The following is a 12,578-nucleotide window of genomic DNA, read 5'->3' as shown; positions in this document are numbered from 1 at the left end:
CTCCTCCGACTTACTCAGCGCCGCCGACGAAGTCCAGATTCTGGCCTTCTTTCAGGGTGACGTAAGCTTTTTTCCAGTCGCTACGACGACCGATACGCTGTCCGTGACGTTTAACTTTCCCTTTAACAACCAGGGTGTTAACGACTTCGACTTCGACTTCAAACAGTTTCTGCACAGCAGCTTTGATTTCTGCTTTGGTCGCGTCTTTAGCAACTTTGAGAACGATGGTGTTGGTTTTTTCCATCGCAGTAGACGCTTTTTCAGAAACGTGCGGTGCGCGCAGCACCTTCAGCAGACGTTCTTCACGAATCATGCCAGCATCTCCTCAACTTGCTTAACAGCATCAGCAGTCATTACGACTTTGTCGAAGGCGATCAGGCTAACCGGGTCGATACCAGTCGCATCGCGTACGTCAACCTTGTGCAGGTTACGTGCGGCCAGGAACAGGTTCTCGTCCAGCTCACCGGTGATGATCAGCACATCTTCCAGAGCCATGTCTTTCAGTTTCTGTGCCAGCAGCTTAGTTTTCGGCGCTTCTACAGAGAACTTTTCGACAACGATCAGACGATCCTGACGTACCAGTTCGGACAGGATGCTTTTCAGCGCGCCGCGGTACATCTTCTTGTTAACTTTTTGACTGTGGTCCTGCGGACGAGCAGCGAAGGTCACGCCACCAGAACGCCAGATCGGGCTCTTGATAGAACCTGAACGCGCACGGCCTGTGCCTTTCTGGCGCCACGGTTTTTTACCGGAACCAGTTACTTCAGCACGAGTCTTCTGAGCACGAGTACCCTGACGAGCACCAGCTGCATAAGCAACAACAACCTGGTGAACCAGCGCTTCGTTGAAATCACGACCGAAGGTAGTTTCGGAAACAGTCAGCGCGCTCTGCGCGTCTTTCAATACTAATTCCATTGCTATCCCCTTACGCCTTCACAGCTGGTTTAACGATCAGGTCGCAACCGGTTGCACCCGGAACGCCACCCTTAACCAGCAGCAGGTTGCGCTCAGCGTCAACGCGTACTACGTCAAGGCTCTGAACGGTTACGCGCTCATTACCCATCTGACCTGCCATTTTCTTGCCTTTGAACACTTTGCCCGGAGTCTGGTTCTGACCGATAGAACCCGGAACGCGGTGAGACAAGGAGTTACCGTGAGTCGCGTCCTGGGTACGGAAGTTCCAGCGCTTAACGGTACCTGCGAAACCTTTACCTTTAGAGGTACCGGTTACGTCAACTTTTTTAACGTCAGCAAACAGTTCAACGCTGATGCTCTGACCTACGGTGTATTCTTCGCCTTCAGCCAGACGGAATTCCCACAGACCACGGCCAGCTTCTACGCCAGCTTTAGCAAAGTGACCCGCTTCCGGCTTGGTGACACGGTTAGCTTTTTTAGCACCCGTAGTAACCTGAACAGCGCGGTAGCCATCGTTAGCCAGGTCTTTAACCTGAGTAACACGGTTTGCTTCAACTTCGATTACGGTTACTGGGATAGAGACGCCATCTTCAGTGAAGATGCGGGTCATACCCACTTTTTTACCGACTAAACCAATCATTGTATCAACCTCTCAATCGCTCGATGACCTGATTAACCCAGGCTGATCTGCACGTCTACACCGGCAGCCAGGTCCAGACGCATCAGAGCATCAACGGTTTTCTCGGTTGGCTCAACGATGTCAACCAGACGCTTGTGAGTGCGAATTTCGTACTGATCGCGCGCATCTTTGTTAACGTGCGGAGAAATCAGAACGGTAAAGCGCTCTTTGCGGGTCGGCAGCGGGATCGGACCGCGAACCTGCGCACCAGTGCGCTTGGCAGTCTCGACGATTTCCGCGGTTGATTGATCGATCAGACGATGATCAAACGCTTTCAGGCGGATACGGATTCTTTGGTTCTGCATGAGACCAGAGCTCCAATTATTTTATAAACGAAAATGATTACTCCTCACACCCATTACGATTGATGGGAGAGTGTAACCGTTCTTACGTAGCTCCCCGATTGGGAGCATTGTTAAATAGCCAAATCGGCTATTCGAGGTTCAAATCGAACCTGCCGTCAATTACGACAAGCCCGCGCATTATACGTAAATCTCAGCCTGACGCAAGTGTCGGATAGAAATTAAACACTTTATCCTTATGCGAGCATGATTCCAGATAGCGCGCATGGGATAGCAACGCGCATCTTTTCTTTGGAAGGCATCAGGCAAAGCTGGCAATACGTCGTTGTCGCTGTCGCATAAATCTATAAAGGTGAGCACAAGCTTTGACGAGGATTTGCTTATGTTTGTCGCCCTTCTCTTTCTGATCTTTTATGCGTCGTTCTCTTTATTGCTTGGCATATACGACGCGCGTACCGGCCTGCTGCCTGACCGGTTTACCTGTCCATTGCTGTGGGGTGGTCTGCTTTATCACCAGATTTGCCTGCCGGAGCGTTTACCGGATGCGCTTTGGGGCGCTATCGCCGGCTATGGCGGATTCGCGTTAATTTACTGGGGCTATCGCCTGCGTTATCAGAAAGAGGGACTGGGGTATGGTGACGTCAAGTTCCTTGCTGCCTTAGGGGCGTGGCATTGTTGGGAAGGACTACCATTACTGATTTTCCTTGCCACCATGCTGGCCTGTGGTGGCTTTGGCGTCGCGCTACTGGTGAGAGGTAAATCGGCATTAATAAACCCGCTACCTTTTGGGCCATGGCTGACGGTGGCGGGTTTCATGACAAGTTGGAAAGATTTCTTTCCGGATGGTTAATCGGTAACCTTAATTTGTGATTGCAGATAATTTTGCATGCCAAGTTTGGCAATCAAATCCAGCTCAGTTTCCAGCCAGTCGATGTGGCCTTCCTCGTCAGCAAGGATTTCAATCATCATATCCCGACTGACATAATCATGAACGCTATCGGCATAGGCTATTGCCTCACGTAGGTCTTTTGCGCCTTCCAGCTCAAGCCGGAGATCCGATCGTAACATCTCTTCGACATCTTCACCGATGCCCAGCTTACCCAGATCCTGTAGGTTCGGTATGCCTTCCAGAAATAAGATACGCTCAATGTACTTATCCGCGTGTTTCATCTCATCAATGGATTCATGGTACTCAACATCATTAAGCCGGGTCAGCCCCCAGTTTTTAAACATACGGGCATGAAGAAAATACTGATTAATTGCGACAAGCTCATTTCCCAATAGTTTATTGAGATAATTTATGATTTTAACATCACCTTTCATTTTATAGTCCCTCCGCTTCCACTCTCTAGAGCGTAGATGGGGCTACAGGGATGTCAAAAAAAAGAGTGTGACTCAGGCGATCTCTTTAAATTCCGGCATTTGTGTTAACTCATCCTGCATCACTTCTCGCGCGGCGCGAATACACTTACCACATTGATTTCCCACAGGAATAAATTTACGCAACTGTTGAAATGACTGTGGATGAAATTGTCGTACAGCCTGGCGGATTTTTTTATCGCTTATACCATTACACAAACAAACGTACATGATCGCTCCCGTTCAATTTCTGCGCAAAGTGTAAATGAGAATGGTTATGATTACAATAGCACAAAGCGATTTACGCCACGGGAGAAACGTTAAAAAGGGCGAATAAATATAACGGCGACTAAATAGCAGGCAACAAAAAAGGGCGCCTAAGCGCCCTTTTCAATTCAAAACTAATTAACGAGTAATTAGCCGAGAACTTTAGCAACAACGCCCGCGCCAACGGTACGGCCGCCTTCACGGATTGCGAAACGCAGACCGTCGTCCATCGCGATCGGGTGGATCAGGGTAACAACCATTTTGATGTTGTCGCCCGGCATTACCATCTCCACGCCTTCCGGCAGTTCGATGGTGCCAGTCACGTCAGTGGTACGGAAGTAGAACTGCGGACGGTAGCCTTTGAAGAACGGAGTATGACGGCCGCCTTCATCTTTGGACAGAATATACACTTCAGATTCGAACTTGGTGTGCGGCTTGATGGTGCCCGGCTTAGCCAGTACCTGACCACGTTCGATTTCTTCACGTTTGATACCACGCAGCAGAACACCTACGTTCTCACCAGCACGGCCTTCGTCCAGCAGTTTGCGGAACATTTCAACGCCAGTACAGGTAGACTTCTGAGTCTCTTTGATACCAACGATTTCAACTTCTTCGCCCACTTTGATGATACCGCGCTCTACACGACCGGTAACAACGGTACCACGACCGGAGATGGAGAATACGTCTTCGATCGGCAGCAGGAACGGCTTGTCAATCGCACGCTCTGGTTCCGGAATGTAAGAATCCAGGAAGCCAGCCAGTTCGATGATTTTCGCTTCCCACTCTGCGTCGCCTTCCAGCGCTTTCAGAGCAGAACCACGAACGATCGGAGTATCGTCGCCCGGGAAGTCGTACTGAGACAGAAGTTCACGAACTTCCATTTCAACCAGTTCCAGCAGCTCTTCGTCATCAACCATGTCGCATTTGTTCAGGAACACGATGATGTACGGAACGCCTACCTGACGGCCCAGCAGGATGTGCTCACGGGTCTGCGGCATCGGGCCGTCAGTCGCAGCAACAACCAGGATCGCGCCGTCCATCTGAGCAGCACCGGTGATCATGTTTTTAACATAGTCGGCGTGCCCCGGGCAGTCTACGTGTGCGTAGTGGCGGGTCGGGGTATCGTATTCAACGTGAGAAGTGTTGATGGTGATACCACGCGCTTTTTCTTCCGGCGCGTTATCGATCTGGTCGAATGCGCGAGCGGCACCGCCGTAGGTTTTAGCCAGTACGGTGGTGATTGCAGCGGTCAGGGTAGTTTTACCGTGGTCAACGTGGCCGATGGTGCCGACGTTAACGTGCGGTTTTGTACGTTCAAATTTTTCTTTAGACACGGCTATATTCCTTACTATAGCGCTCTCCCCTTCAGGAGAGAGCACGGGATTTTGGTTTTTAACCCTGCGGCTTATTTACCACGGGCTTCGATTACGGCCTGAGCAACGTTGTTCGGCGCATCATCATACTTCAGGAATTCCATAGTGTACGATGCGCGACCTTTGGTCAGAGAACGCAGCTGAGTTGCATATCCGAACATTTCAGACAGCGGTACTTCAGCGTGGATCTTAACGCCTGTAACTTCAGATTCCTGACCTTTGAGCATACCACGACGGCGGCTAAGGTCGCCGATAACGTCACCGGTATTCTCTTCTGGTGTTTCTACTTCAACCTTCATGATCGGCTCAAGCAGAACTGGTTTTGCTTTCTTAAAGCCTTCTTTAAAGGCGATAGACGCAGCCAGTTTAAACGCCAGCTCAGAGGAGTCAACGTCATGGTAAGAACCGAAGTGCAGACGCACGCCGAGATCAACTACCGGATAACCCGCCAGCGGGCCAGACTTCAGCTGCTCCTGGATGCCTTTATCAACGGCCGGGATGTATTCGCCAGGAATTACACCACCTTTAATGTCGTTGATGAACTCGTAACCTTTCGGGTTAGAGCCCGGCTCCAGCGGGTACATGTCGATAACAACATGACCATACTGACCGCGACCACCGGACTGTTTCGCGTGTTTACCTTCGATATCGGTAACTTTCGCGCGAATCGCTTCGCGGTAAGCAACCTGAGGCTTACCAACGTTCGCTTCAACGTTGAATTCACGCTTCATACGGTCAACGATGATGTCGAGGTGCAGCTCGCCCATACCAGCGATGATAGTCTGGTTAGATTCTTCGTCAGTCCATACGCGGAACGACGGGTCTTCTTTCGCCAGACGGCCCAGAGCCAGACCCATTTTTTCCTGGTCAGCTTTGGTTTTCGGTTCAACCGCGATGGAGATTACCGGCTCAGGGAATTCCATACGTTCCAGAATGATCGGGTTTTCCGGATCACACAGGGTGTCACCGGTAGTCACGTCTTTCAGGCCGATAGCAGCAGCGATGTCGCCCGCGCGAACTTCTTTGATCTCTTCACGTTTGTTCGCGTGCATCTGAACGATACGACCGAAACGCTCACGTGCAGCTTTCACGGAGTTCATTACGGTGTCACCAGAGTTAACCACACCGGAGTACACACGGAAGAAGGTCAGGTTACCTACAAACGGGTCGGTAGCGATTTTGAACGCCAGCGCAGAGAACGGCTCGTCGTCGCTTGCGTGACGCTCAGCCGGAGTATCTTTACCGTCATCCAGAATACCGTTGATCGCAGGTACGTCTACCGGGGATGGCAGGTAATCAATTACCGCATCCAGCATCGCCTGAACACCTTTGTTCTTGAATGCAGAACCACAGGTTACCAGGATGATTTCGTTGTTCAGAACACGCTGACGCAGAGCTTGTTTGATCTCTTCTTCAGTCAGTTCTTCACCGCCCAGGTATTTTTCCATCAGCTCTTCAGAAGCTTCCGCAGCGGACTCGATCAGGTTCTGGTGCCATTCGTCAGCCAGGTCCTGCATGTCAGCCGGGATATCTTCATAAGTGAAGGTAACGCCTGCGTCTGCTTCGTTCCAGTTGATGGCTTTCATTTTCACCAGGTCAACAACACCGGTGAAACCTTCTTCAGCACCAATTGCCAACTGCAGCGGAACCGGGTTCGCGCCCAGACGGGTTTTGATCTGACCAACAACTTTCAGGAAGTTCGCGCCCATGCGGTCCATTTTGTTAACGAACGCAATACGCGGAACTTTGTATTTGTTTGCCTGACGCCATACGGTTTCAGACTGCGGCTGAACACCACCAACTGCGCAGTAAACCATTACCGCACCATCGAGAACACGCATGGAACGTTCTACTTCGATGGTGAAGTCAACGTGCCCCGGGGTGTCGATGATGTTGATGCGATGCGGTTCATACTGCTTAGCCATACCAGACCAGAATGCAGTAGTCGCTGCGGAGGTGATAGTAATACCACGCTCCTGCTCCTGCTCCATCCAGTCCATGGTAGCTGCGCCGTCATGAACTTCACCGATTTTGTGGTTTACACCGGTGTAGAACAGAATACGTTCGGTAGTAGTGGTTTTACCGGCGTCGATGTGCGCACTGATACCGATATTACGGTAGCGTGCGATGGGTGTTGTACGAGCCATTTGATTCCTCGTTGATATCTTTAGGCGTTCAGTTAAGTTATCCAAAACGGGCGACTTACCTGAAGCGCCCGCCTGGTGACTATGACTCCGAAGGGATTACCAACGGTAGTGTGCGAACGCCTTGTTGGCTTCTGCCATACGGTGAACGTCTTCACGTTTCTTAACTGCAGTACCTTTGTTGTCTGCAGCATCAGAAAGTTCGTTCGCCAGGCGCAGAGCCATGGATTTATCACCGCGTTTACGAGCAGCTTCAACGATCCAACGCATTGCCAGAGCATTACGACGAACCGGACGGACTTCAACTGGTACCTGATAAGTAGAACCACCAACGCGGCGAGACTTAACTTCGACAGTCGGGCGCACGTTTTCGAGAGCGACTTCGAAAGCTTCCAGTTCAGATTTACCAGAACGCTGAGCCAGGGTCTCCAGCGCACTGTATACGATTGATTCTGCAGTAGATTTTTTACCATCTACCATCAGGATATTGACAAATTTAGCCAGCAGTTCTGATCCGAACTTCGGATCCGGCAGAATTTTACGCTGACCAATGACGCGACGACGTGGCATGGAAATACTCCGTTGTTAATTCAGGATTGTCCAAAACTCTACGAGTTTAGTTTGACATTAATTTAAAACGTTTGGCCTTACTTAACGGAGAACCATTAAGCCTTAGGACGCTTCACGCCGTACTTAGAACGAGCTTGCTTACGGTCTTTAACGCCGGAGCAGTCAAGCGCGCCACGAACGGTGTGGTAACGAACACCCGGGAGGTCTTTAACACGACCGCCACGGATCAGGATCACGGAGTGCTCCTGCAGGTTGTGACCTTCACCACCGATGTAGGAAGTCACTTCAAAACCGTTAGTCAGACGAACACGGCAAACTTTACGCAGTGCGGAGTTCGGTTTTTTAGGAGTGGTAGTATATACACGAGTACATACACCACGTTTTTGCGGGCATGCTTCCAGCGCAGGCACGTTGCTTTTCGCAACTTTGCGAGCACGTGGTTTGCGTACCAGCTGGTTAACTGTTGCCATTAAATAGCTCCTGGTTTTAGCTTTTGCTTCGTAAACACGTAATAAAACGCCCTCACACAATATGAGGACGCCGAATTTTAGGGCGGTGTCGAAAAGGTGTCAAGAAATATACAACGATCCCGCCATCACCAGGCCATCTGGTTGGCATACTTAACCGTGAGTCTGACAAACTCAGTATAGTCAACCCTGACGACACTGTCTGAAATTTGACCACCCAGGCCGCGGGCGTCAATGTCTTCTTTCAAGGCATAGACTGTTATGGGGGCGTCGCGCAGACTTTCAAGGAAGCGGTTACCTTCAATAGCGACGGTAACGCCATCCTGGAGCAATAAAAGCGCATCGCCCTCTTTTAGCAGGCGCAGCAAAGCGGGAAAATCAACGCCCGAAGCGCAATGGGGTAAGGTATGCAGCATAAACGACTCAGAATCTCAGGATGACATCATAGTTGCCAAGCTCGCGGCGTAACGCCACGGGTTCAAGCGGCGTGGCGTCTACCACAAAATTGACATTCTCCAGACCACGCTCGCGCAGCGATGCCGCGCAGATCCAGCATTGATCAATATCGTACAAATCAAATAGTTTGAAAGTAGCAATATAGTCACGCGCCAACACGGCGTCTGGTTTTTGCCCGGGTAATAACTGAAAGACGCCGTCACTGATAAAAAAGACGCCCAGCGCTTCCGTTAACGCTGACGTCGCCAACAACGCATCCAGCCCTTCACGGCCTGAGGCGCTGCCATGCGGCGCGGTGGAAAAGACAAATGCAATACGTTTCATTAAAACTGCACCACCCGATCGCAGGTGAGAGATGCCTCCGCCAGCGCGCCCAGTCCGCTTAGCGTAAAGCCCGGCTGAAGATTGGCGGACGGCACCCCCAGTCTGCCTGCTTCAGTTTCATCAATAATACCGCGACGAAGCGCCGCCGCCACACAGATGTTCAGCGCCACGCCATGCTGCGTATTCAATTTCTGCCAGGCGCGTACCAGATCATATTCATCGCTCGCCGGCGCGGTCAGGAGATTGGCGTTATAGACACCCTCCCGATAGAAAAAGACGCTGACTAACTCATGCCCCTCATTAAGCAGCGCGTGGGCGAACTGCAATGCGCTGCTGGCCTGCTGGGTGCCATATGCCGGCCCGGTGACCATAATGGCATAACGCATTATTTATCCTGCCCCTGAAAATCGCCGCTTTTGAACTGGCGAATATAGAGGTAAACCGTGTGTTTTGAGATATTCAGACGATCGGCTACCTGGTTGATGGCGTCTTTAATATCGAAAATACCTTTTTCGTACAGGTTAAGGACAATCTGACGATTTTTCGCATTGTTAGAGACATTACGATCGGCATTCACCTCTTCGATAGTGAATTCCAGCGTCTGGGTGACTAAATCTTCTACCGAGGAGGCAAAATTAACCGCTGAGCCGACTTCCGGCGTTTCCGGCGGAATAAAGGTATTCATAATCTGTGAAAATGGCACATCAAGATTCATGTTGATGCACAGTAGACCAATAACGCGATGCTCGCGGTTGCGAATGGCAATCGTCAACGACTTCATCAAGACACCGCTTTTCGCGCGCGTGAAATAGCATTTCGACACGCTACTGTCCGCCCCTGTCATATCGTGCAACATGCGCAACGCAAGGTCGGTAATCGGCGAGCCAATTTTACGGCCCGTATGTTCGCCGTTGGCAATACGAATGGCTGAACATTTTAAATCCTGCAAAGAGTGCAATACGATTTCACAATGGGAACCTATAAGCATCGCTAACCCGTCCACTACCGCTTCGTAGGATTTCAGAATATCGAAGTCGGTTTGATCGAAGGGACGCTGATCCAGCAAATCAAGCTCACTGGTTTCGTTGGTTAAAAGCGACCTGGACATGAAAAAAAACACTCCTTTTCAGGAGCCTGTCGTTATGTTTTCAGGGCAGGCTCATTATTTACGCGGATGATTAAATTAATACAGTGAGGGTTCCTCTTTCCAGTACTAATTTACTCGTCTATTTCAGGCTGCGTGTGCGTTGGCGGTCATTCAGCCACGGTCTCGCCCTTAACGACCGGCGCAAGCGCCGTTATCCGCAAATCAAATTATGGTGAGTAATATATCCGGCCTGCATAAAAAAAACCGCCGCTATAACAAGCGGCGGCTCTCAATTTTTATTTTTTAGCAGCATCTGCGGCTTTAGCGTCAGCCGCATCGGCAGGTTTAGCATCCGCTTTCGGCGCTGGTTTGATATCCAGCAGCTCTACGTCGAATACCAGGGTGGAGTTCGCCGGGATACCCGGAACGCCTGTTTTGCCGTAGGCCAGCGCCGGTGGGATAACCAGCTTGATCTTGCCGCCTTTCTTAATATTTTTCAGGCCTTCAGTCCAGCCAGGGATAACGCCGTCCAGACGGAAGGAGAGCGGTTCGCCGCGCGTGTAAGAGTTATCAAACTCTTTACCGTCGATCAGCGTACCTTTGTAGTTCACCACAACGGTATCGCTATCTTTCGGCGCCTCGCCTGTGCCCTCTTTCTCTACTTTGTAAAGCAGACCGGTAGAGGAGGTTTTCACGCCTTTCTCTTTAGCAAAAGCGTCGCGGAACGTTTTGCCTTTTGCTTCGTTATCGGCAGCGTCTTTTTCCATCTTCGCCTGAGCAGCGCTCTTCACGCGTGCTTCAAACGTCTGCAACGTTTGCTCGATTTCCTGATCGGACAGTTTGCTCTTATCGGCAAAGGCATCCTGAACGCCGGCAATCAACTGATCTTTATCCAGTTTGATGCCCAACTTTTCCTGCTCTTTAAGCGAATTTTCCATGTAACGACCCAGCGAGGCGCCCAGCGCATAAGCCGCTTTTTGATCGTCGTTTTTAAAGGCTGCTTTGCTATCAGCGGTAGCTGCCGGTTTCGCCGCATCAGCAGCAAAAGTGATCGGAGCGTGCAGAGCAACGGCCATCGTAGTTGCCAGCAGCGTGGCTTTAAACAGTGATTTCATCCATATCTCCAGGGCCGGGGCATCTCGCCCCATGTTAATTTACATAAGAAGCGTACTATAAATCGTTGCAGAACAAATCAACATACGAACACGCCCTATTATCACTTCTTTTCAGACTCTTTTTGTTTAAATTAGTTTCGTAGGGCGCGTAATGGTTGCTGTGAAAGCCGGTAAAGTTAAGTAGAATCCGCCGACGGAGACAACATAAAGAGGTACATCATGCAGGATATCACGATGGAAGCTCGTCTGGCTGAACTGGAAAGCCGTCTGGCATTCCAGGAGATTACCATAGAAGAACTAAACCTGACGGTAACCGCACATGAAATGGAGATGGCGAAGCTACGCGATCATCTGCGTTTGCTCACGGAAAAGTTAAAAGCCAGTCAGCCGTCAAATATCGCCTCTCAGGCAGAAGAAACGCCGCCGCCGCATTATTGAGACGAAAAAAAAGCGGGTTAACCCGCTTTTTTTGTGTCCGATGATTTATCGAACCGATGATAATACCCTAAGGATTTCGAGTCACAGCAAGGCGGCAAGCTTGCAAATTCCCCGGGAGCATAGATAACTATGTGACCGGGGTTTGAAAGCGTAGCCAACACCGCGGTGGCTTGAAAGACGACGGGGATTAATGACAGCCGCAGCCGCCTTTACCACCACCGCCGCAGCAGCCTTCGCCGCCGTGCTCGTGACCATGGTCATGACCATGACCGCCGCAGCAGCCGTCTTCACCGTGATCGTGGTGGTGATCGTGCGCGCCGTGAACATGACCGTGAGCCAGTTCTTCTTCAGTCGCTTCCCGAATCGCAACAACTTCTACGTTAAATTTCAGATTCTGGCCAGCCAGCATGTGGTTACCATCAACCACAACGTGATCGTCTTCCACTTCGGTAATTTCTACCGGTACCGGACCCTGGTCGGTTTCCGCCAGGAAACGCATACCTACCTGCAGTTCATCAACGCCCATAAAGACGTCTTTAGGCACGCGCTGCACCAGATTTTCGTCATACTGGCCGTAAGCGTCGTTCGCGCCAACAGCGACATCAAATTTGTCGCCAACTTCATGGCCTTCCAGAGCGGTTTCCAGGCCAGAGATCAGAGAGCCGTGGCCGTGCAGGTAATCCAGCGGCGCACTCACCGGAGACTCATCAACCAACACACCGTCTTCTGTACGTACCTGATAGGCCAGGCTGACCACCAGGTCTTTTGCTACTTTCATGATATCTCCTGAGCATGGGAAGAATAGTGGCGCAGATTGTAGCGGAATTCTGCAGCCGTGTACCCCTTAGCTTAAAAAAACCTGCGGCATATCGCTAGTCCGGATGAAAAATCCCGATCACTTGCTCTTCTTTGCGAACATGCTCGCGAATGTCTTTATCTGCTTCCCGCATTTGATGCCCGCACTTAACGCATTCAACAATATCGACATTATTTTCACGCCACATCGCCATTGTATCCTGTGCCTGACAGGCCGGACATTTCGCGCCTGCAATAAAACGTTTACGGATTGCCATTGTTCACCT

General features: G+C 50.7%; 19 protein-coding genes. 2 read left to right on the top strand and 17 right to left on the bottom strand.

Annotation, left to right across the window (positions count from 1 at the left end; genetic code table 11):
* Window positions 1–10 precede the first annotated feature (10 nt).
* From rplW to rpsJ, 4 genes are read right to left on the bottom strand one after another with little or no spacing between them, the layout of a single operon-like run.
* Entirely contained in the window at window positions 11–313 is a 303-nt protein-coding gene (gene rplW / locus ACE15A_RS01875) for a 50S ribosomal protein L23 (RefSeq protein ID WP_000617546.1), read from the bottom strand.
* On the bottom strand, window positions 310–915 hold the full coding sequence (rplD, locus tag ACE15A_RS01870) for a 50S ribosomal protein L4 (RefSeq protein ID WP_000424395.1): 606 nt from the start codon (window positions 913–915) through the stop codon (window positions 310–312). Before rplD ends, rplW begins: the two co-directional genes overlap by 4 nt.
* 10 nt (window positions 916–925) lie before the next feature.
* Entirely contained in the window at window positions 926–1,555 is a 630-nt protein-coding gene (rplC, locus tag ACE15A_RS01865) for a 50S ribosomal protein L3 (protein ID WP_000579838.1), read from the bottom strand.
* 32 nt (window positions 1,556–1,587) lie between these two features.
* Window positions 1,588–1,899, bottom strand: a complete 312-nt coding sequence (gene rpsJ / locus ACE15A_RS01860; protein WP_001181005.1) for a 30S ribosomal protein S10 — start codon at window positions 1,897–1,899, stop codon at window positions 1,588–1,590.
* A 379-nt stretch (window positions 1,900–2,278) separates the two neighbouring features.
* Between rpsJ and hopD the strand changes: the two genes are divergently transcribed.
* Window positions 2,279–2,746 carry an A24 family peptidase gene (gene hopD / locus ACE15A_RS01855; protein ID WP_023246889.1) on the top strand — a complete coding sequence of 156 codons (468 nt, stop codon included), beginning with the start codon at window positions 2,279–2,281 and terminating at the stop codon, window positions 2,744–2,746.
* Here the strand turns inward: hopD and bfr are convergent.
* From bfr to fkpA, 11 genes are all read right to left on the bottom strand, one after another.
* Window positions 2,743–3,219, bottom strand: a complete 477-nt coding sequence (bfr, locus tag ACE15A_RS01850) for a bacterioferritin (protein WP_000675530.1) — start codon at window positions 3,217–3,219, stop codon at window positions 2,743–2,745. The two genes, hopD and bfr, sit on opposite strands and share 4 nt — an antisense overlap.
* Window positions 3,220–3,291: 72 nt before the next feature.
* Window positions 3,292–3,486, bottom strand: coding sequence for a bacterioferritin-associated ferredoxin (gene bfd / locus ACE15A_RS01845; RefSeq protein ID WP_000289082.1), 195 nt, complete (start codon window positions 3,484–3,486; stop codon window positions 3,292–3,294).
* A gap of 185 nt (window positions 3,487–3,671) precedes the next feature.
* On the bottom strand, window positions 3,672–4,856 hold the full coding sequence (gene tuf / locus ACE15A_RS01840) for an elongation factor Tu (RefSeq protein WP_000031748.1): 1,185 nt from the start codon (window positions 4,854–4,856) through the stop codon (window positions 3,672–3,674).
* A gap of 71 nt (window positions 4,857–4,927) precedes the next feature.
* Complete coding sequence (fusA, locus tag ACE15A_RS01835) at window positions 4,928–7,042, bottom strand: elongation factor G (protein ID WP_023247910.1); 2,115 nt, start codon at window positions 7,040–7,042, stop codon at window positions 4,928–4,930.
* Between the two features lie 96 nt (window positions 7,043–7,138).
* Complete coding sequence (gene rpsG, locus ACE15A_RS01830) at window positions 7,139–7,609, bottom strand: 30S ribosomal protein S7 (protein ID WP_001138042.1); 471 nt, start codon at window positions 7,607–7,609, stop codon at window positions 7,139–7,141.
* A gap of 95 nt (window positions 7,610–7,704) precedes the next feature.
* Window positions 7,705–8,079, bottom strand: a complete 375-nt coding sequence (gene rpsL / locus ACE15A_RS01825; RefSeq protein ID WP_000246815.1) for a 30S ribosomal protein S12 — start codon at window positions 8,077–8,079, stop codon at window positions 7,705–7,707.
* Window positions 8,080–8,204: 125 nt separating this feature from the next.
* On the bottom strand, window positions 8,205–8,492 hold the full coding sequence (gene tusB, locus ACE15A_RS01820; protein WP_000903398.1) for a sulfurtransferase complex subunit TusB: 288 nt from the start codon (window positions 8,490–8,492) through the stop codon (window positions 8,205–8,207).
* Between the two features lie 7 nt (window positions 8,493–8,499).
* On the bottom strand, window positions 8,500–8,856 hold the full coding sequence (gene tusC / locus ACE15A_RS01815) for a sulfurtransferase complex subunit TusC (protein ID WP_000820705.1): 357 nt from the start codon (window positions 8,854–8,856) through the stop codon (window positions 8,500–8,502).
* Window positions 8,856–9,242, bottom strand: coding sequence for a sulfurtransferase complex subunit TusD (gene tusD / locus ACE15A_RS01810; RefSeq protein WP_023247909.1), 387 nt, complete (start codon window positions 9,240–9,242; stop codon window positions 8,856–8,858). The genes tusC and tusD overlap by 1 nt, the downstream gene beginning before the upstream one ends.
* Complete coding sequence (locus ACE15A_RS01805) at window positions 9,242–9,964, bottom strand: transcriptional regulator (protein WP_000091462.1); 723 nt, start codon at window positions 9,962–9,964, stop codon at window positions 9,242–9,244. The genes tusD and ACE15A_RS01805 overlap by 1 nt, the downstream gene beginning before the upstream one ends.
* Before the next feature lie 275 nt (window positions 9,965–10,239).
* Window positions 10,240–11,058: an FKBP-type peptidyl-prolyl cis-trans isomerase gene (gene fkpA / locus ACE15A_RS01800; RefSeq protein WP_023247908.1), complete on the bottom strand. Its 819-nt coding sequence runs from the start codon at window positions 11,056–11,058 to the stop codon at window positions 10,240–10,242.
* Between the two features lie 219 nt (window positions 11,059–11,277).
* On the opposite strand from fkpA, the gene ACE15A_RS01795 reads away from it, so the two are divergent.
* Window positions 11,278–11,496 (top strand): protein SlyX, encoded by a 219-nt coding sequence (locus tag ACE15A_RS01795; RefSeq protein ID WP_001152701.1) that lies wholly within the window; start codon window positions 11,278–11,280, stop codon window positions 11,494–11,496.
* A 187-nt stretch (window positions 11,497–11,683) separates the two neighbouring features.
* Here the strand turns inward: ACE15A_RS01795 and slyD are convergent, their stop codons facing one another.
* A complete protein-coding gene (gene slyD / locus ACE15A_RS01790; protein WP_000861341.1) occupies window positions 11,684–12,274 on the bottom strand; it encodes a peptidylprolyl isomerase in 591 nt (196 codons plus the stop codon).
* Between the two features lie 94 nt (window positions 12,275–12,368).
* Window positions 12,369–12,569 carry a YheV family putative zinc ribbon protein gene (locus ACE15A_RS01785; RefSeq protein WP_053507944.1) on the bottom strand — a complete coding sequence of 67 codons (201 nt, stop codon included), beginning with the start codon at window positions 12,567–12,569 and terminating at the stop codon, window positions 12,369–12,371.
* Window positions 12,570–12,578: the final 9 nt, after the last annotated feature.

Source organism: Salmonella sp. HY31 (genome assembly GCF_042604575.1).
GTDB lineage: Bacteria > Pseudomonadota > Gammaproteobacteria > Enterobacterales > Enterobacteriaceae > Salmonella > Salmonella diarizonae.
The sequence above is the reverse complement of the archived record's forward strand: the minus strand, read 5'-3'. Positions and strand labels throughout refer to the sequence as shown.